Genomic DNA, 4718 nt, shown 5'->3' with positions numbered 1-4718 from the left:
CGCGGCCATAACAGCGGAATGACACCGGTAAACCGAAAGGCAGGAACAGGAGAGCGCACGAGGGAGCCACCAGGGGGAAACGCCTGGTATCTTTATAGTCCTGTCGGGTTTCGCCACCACTGATTAGAGCGTCTTTTCTGTGATGCTTGTCAGGGGGGCGGAGCCTATGGAAAAACGGCAACGCCGGGCCTTATCCTTGTACCCTCTTGCTTTCTGTGCTGTCGTCTTGTGCCCTTATACGTGACTTGCTACCGCTCGCCGCAGCCGAACGGCAGGAGCATAGCGACTGAGTGAGCGAGGAAGCGGAAAAGAGAACATCCCTACACTGAGCACTGACGCTCTGAGGCTTCTTATGACGAAACAACAGAAAACAGCGCTGAACATGGCTAAATTCATCCAGAATCAGTCTCTGATCCTGCTGGAGAAGCTTAATGAGCTTGATCTTGATGCTGAGGCCGACCTTTGTGAGAAACTCCACGATGATGCGGAGCATCTTTTCCGTACACTGTCCTTGAGACTGGATGAATTACAGGATGGAACTGATGGCCAGAGTGTCTATTAGTGAAGCGGCCCGGCTTGTTAAGGTTAGTCGCCCCACAATTTACAAGATGATTAACAGTGGGAAACTAAGTTACACCTCTGTTGTAAAACATGGGAAAAATACTAAGGTTATTGATACATCAGAGCTTATTAGGATTTTTGGCTCGCTGTATGGTGGGGAGGACACTGTAAAACATGATGTAAAAGGTGACGCTGGCGCTACAGCGGTTAACATTCTTGGTTTACATGATTTACAGCATAAAATTGCTTTGCTTGAAGCTGAAAACGATGGTCTTAAAGGTGCTGTTAAAGCTCGTGATGAACATATCGATTCTCTTCGCCAGGCTATGCAGCTTCTGGAACACAAGCACGAACCCTCTCCACAAGTTCATTCTCCGTGGTGGAAATTCTGGAAAAAATCCTGATCCTGCCATGCTTGAGTTTTCCTCTCCGGCCATCCCGGGGGGGTCCTGAACCTTCCCAAAAATCGCCAGATCTCTGAACGCTCCTCACTACTAAAAATACCCACACCCCACGCAAAATTAAAATTTTGCAGATTTGTATTTAATATCAGTGTGGTACGTTCGTGAAGTTTCGTTTTTTAAATTTTATTTACATAGATCCGACTCTATGACGACTCGTCATAGAGTCCCCGGCGAGTCGTCATAGAGTCGGTAACGACTCAGGACTATAAAAACAATGAGTTAATAACGACCCGACTCTAGACCCGACTCCCCGTTTGGTTGTTTTTTAGTCGCCGCGACTCTAGGTACGACTCTAGTGAAGAGTCGCCGGTGAATCGTGTGGTGAGTCGTCCGGCGACTTGCCATAATGTGATTGCTGGCCTCGACGAACCCGATTCCTGAACGTGCTGAAAACTGGTTTTCCGGCTGCGCCGGCAACGCTTCACGGCCACGCAATAAATTGCGTCCCCGTTCACCGTTTTCAGTCGGGTTTGGTGCGGGTTTTGAGTTGTCTGGCGTGAATTCAGGATGAAATCTGCTTCCAGCCAGTCTGGTGCATAACAATTCATACCCGTAAAACCCATCAGCGCGATTTTGAGGCGTTTTCAGGGGGTAAGATGTAGGATTTAATGGGTTACGCCCCAGAATCGTTTCTGGAGCGTTTGAGCGGTGCGCGTAATGCGACGTTATGGTAAATCACTGACTGAGCATGAAGGCTATTTACAAGCGTTAAAAAGTGAAAAGTAGAACCTACTGATGACTATATTAGTCACCGTAGTAGCTCATTCATTGTGGAGAACAGCGAAGATAAAAGCTTGGCGTCTATGGAAAGCTGGCCATTCTATTCGGATAAGACAGCTAGACCTGATATATAAAAGAGCCCGCGAAAGCGGGCTCTTTTAGTCAACATAGATCTTTGCTATGGGCACGAAGCATAGTATTGGAACAAACCATCAGCGTAGCCTTGTGCGAAAGCAACAATTGGACTTTTATGTCTTACTGAACCGGCTTGGCTGTGAGCTATCAAGTTTACCTGCTCTTCGATATTCAATATGGAAACTCGATTCAAACCGGCTTGATACCCTCTCTCATAGGCGCATCCGGCACACTTGTGCCTACCAAAATCACCTTGATCTAAAGGAAGCCTTGAAAAGAAGGGATCATATCGGTGTTCACGCTGGCATATAGACATTTTTTCTCCATTTTCATTTGGCAATCAAAGGCGGGTAGGAAAAGTACGATTTATCATGTCCGTTTTGGTTGATTTTGTATATACAAAAAAATGCTTGTTTTTTAAAGTTATTGATTTTTAAGCGTTTATTTATGCTTTCATCTTGTTTGTTTTGTATATACAATGCTGTTTTGTGCTTTACTGCAATGGAGGCTGCCCACAATTATGCAGATAGCAAATACAATCCTGACTAAGATTCAGGAAAAGCATGGAGTTTCCCCCAAAGAGGTGGATGAATGCTTCATTAACCGCGATGGAGGGTATCTTGTTGATACGAGAGAAAACCATCAAACTAATCCGCAAACACTTTGGTTTATTGCGGAAACTAACAAGGGACGATTGCTGAAAATTTGCTTCGTTCCTAAAGGTGTTGGTAATGAAGATGGTCCAACACTAAAGTCGGCATTTGAGCCGAATGAAGTTGAAAAAGACATTTATCAAAGAAAAGCTTACAAGTAATCTTTGGTAAAAATAAGTGCAGAGGTAACAGTCTGCACTTAATAAGAAGGTAAAGAGGAATTTATATGAAAACTGATTTCGTTGAAGTTTTGTCAAACGCAGATGAATGGGATGCTCGTGAATTAGGTGCGTCTATGGAACATGCTGAGGTTGTTCCTGATAGTTTCTCTGCGGAAGTAGACGAACAGTTTAGTCTTCAAGCTATTTCTATTCGTTTACCTAAGTCTCTTATAAAAGATTTAAAGGATATAGCGTCCAGATATGAGATTGGATATCAACCGATGGTAAGGGATCTTCTAAATAGATTCGCATTGGCTGAGCAAAAGAAATATTTAAATGAAAGATTGACTAGGATTAATGAGTTGGAAGATAAGCAGGATGATACAGTTCCTGTATCTGAATTCTTATCTGATATAAGAAAAGAAGCATAATTTAGTTGCTTTTAGATCTCGCCCCGGGCAGGGGGCGAGATTTTTAAAAGTATACAAATCATTACTATTTTTTATTTTTACTCAAAGGATTTATTTCCATGTACGTTCTATCGGTTTCTAAGAAGGAAATTGGAAGGGCTGGGGATAGGTTGGTTACTCAGCACGGTTTAAGTGAGAGATATAAAGAAGAGGATGTACAAATTCTTCATGAATGGAGAATGCTCCATTTATATCCTTTGAGTAGAATAAGATTCTACCTTGAAAGGGATGCAGTATCGCTAAATAAAAATGCCCTCTTATCATCCAGGATAAAGAGGCTTCCCTCTATTGTTACTAAGCTTGCTAGGTTTCCTGAAATGAAGCTAAACAAGATGCAGGATCTTGGTGGTTGTAGAGCTATTCTTGATAATATTGACCAAGTTTATGCCTTGGTCGATAAGATAAAATCAGCTAGGTTTTCACATGAATTAGTTAGAACTGATGATTATATGAGGAATGTGAAAGACTCTGGTTATAGAAGTTTTCATATGGTTTATTCATTCCAAAACAAAAAATACCCATCATTAAATAGTTTGAGAATAGAAATGCAAATAAGAACAGCTATACAACATAGCTGGGCTACTGCTGTTGAGATGGTGGGGTTGTTTAGAAAGGAATCTTTAAAATCTGGGTTTGGTGATATTAAGTGGCTCAGGTTTTTTGAGCTTGTTTCTGAACTTTTTTATAAAATTGAAAATAAAGAATCATCCGGTAGTTATATCGCAATATCAGAAGAGTTGAGATATCTATCTGAAGAATTAAATGTATTTAATATACTAACTGCTTATAATGCGGTTGTTAGTCATATTGAAGGTAGTGAAAAATACAATAAAGGTTTGTGTATTATTGTTGTTGATACTGTTAAGCGAAATATAAATATAAAAAACTTTGAGAATAACAATCACGCACAAGCAGCTTCTGTTTACGTTGAGTCTGAAAAATACTGTGCTGAAAATAAAGGATGTGAGGTGGCTATGGTATCGGTAAGCTCGATTAGTGAGTTGAAAAGTGCATATCCAGCATATTTCTTAGATACTAAAACGTTTTTGAATAACCTTAGTAGGTTTGTTTTTTAATGTTTTTGTGAATGGTTTAGATACTAAATCACCGATTCCAGTGAAGATCCTCTTGAGATCATTGACTTTACGTCGTAATCTCTTGCTCTGTAAACGAAAAAACCACCCGGCAAGGTGGTTTTTCGAAGGATCAGAAACCGGCAAGTTTCTGAACCGAGGTAACTGGCCTATGAGGAGCGCAGTCACCAAAACTTGTTCTTTCAGTTTAGCCTTAACTGGCGTCTAACTTCAAGACTAACTCCTCTAAATCAGTTACCAGTGGCTACTACCAGCGGTGCTTTGGCATGCTTATTCGGGTTGGACTCAAGTTGATAGTTACCGAATTAGCGTAGTAGTCGGACTGAACGGGGGGTTCGTGCATACAGTCCAGCTTGGAGCGAACTGCCTTCCCGGAACTGAGTGTCAGGCGTGGAATGAGAGAACCGCGGCCATAACAGCGGAATGACACCGGTAAACCGAAAGGCAGGAACAGGAGAGC

At 41.9% G+C, this 4718-nt stretch carries 5 protein-coding genes; all 5 read left to right on the top strand.

Annotated elements, in window-relative coordinates; translation table 11 throughout:
- Positions 1 to 352: 352 nt before the first annotated feature.
- Positions 353 to 562, top strand: coding sequence for a Rop family plasmid primer RNA-binding protein (locus tag ABLV54_RS12840; RefSeq protein WP_114268922.1), 210 nt, complete (start codon positions 353 to 355; stop codon positions 560 to 562).
- On the top strand, positions 543 to 965 hold the full coding sequence (locus ABLV54_RS12835) for a helix-turn-helix domain-containing protein (protein ID WP_114268921.1): 423 nt from the start codon (positions 543 to 545) through the stop codon (positions 963 to 965). Before ABLV54_RS12840 ends, ABLV54_RS12835 begins: the two co-directional genes overlap by 20 nt.
- Before the next feature lie 1435 nt (positions 966 to 2400).
- Positions 2401 to 2694, top strand: coding sequence for an ADP-ribosyl-(dinitrogen reductase) hydrolase (locus ABLV54_RS12830; RefSeq protein ID WP_114268925.1), 294 nt, complete (start codon positions 2401 to 2403; stop codon positions 2692 to 2694).
- A 65-nt stretch (positions 2695 to 2759) separates the two neighbouring features.
- On the top strand, positions 2760 to 3125 hold the full coding sequence (locus ABLV54_RS12825) for a hypothetical protein (protein WP_114268924.1): 366 nt from the start codon (positions 2760 to 2762) through the stop codon (positions 3123 to 3125).
- Positions 3126 to 3223: 98 nt separating this feature from the next.
- Entirely contained in the window at positions 3224 to 4240 is a 1017-nt protein-coding gene (locus ABLV54_RS12820; protein ID WP_114268923.1) for a RelA/SpoT domain-containing protein, read from the top strand.
- The last annotated feature ends 478 nt before the right edge of the window (positions 4241 to 4718 follow it).

It is taken from the genome of Klebsiella sp. JB_Kp042 (genome assembly GCF_040065275.1).
Classification (GTDB): domain Bacteria; phylum Pseudomonadota; class Gammaproteobacteria; order Enterobacterales; family Enterobacteriaceae; genus Klebsiella; species Klebsiella quasipneumoniae.
The sequence above is the reverse complement of the archived record's forward strand: the minus strand, read 5'-3'. Positions and strand labels throughout refer to the sequence as shown.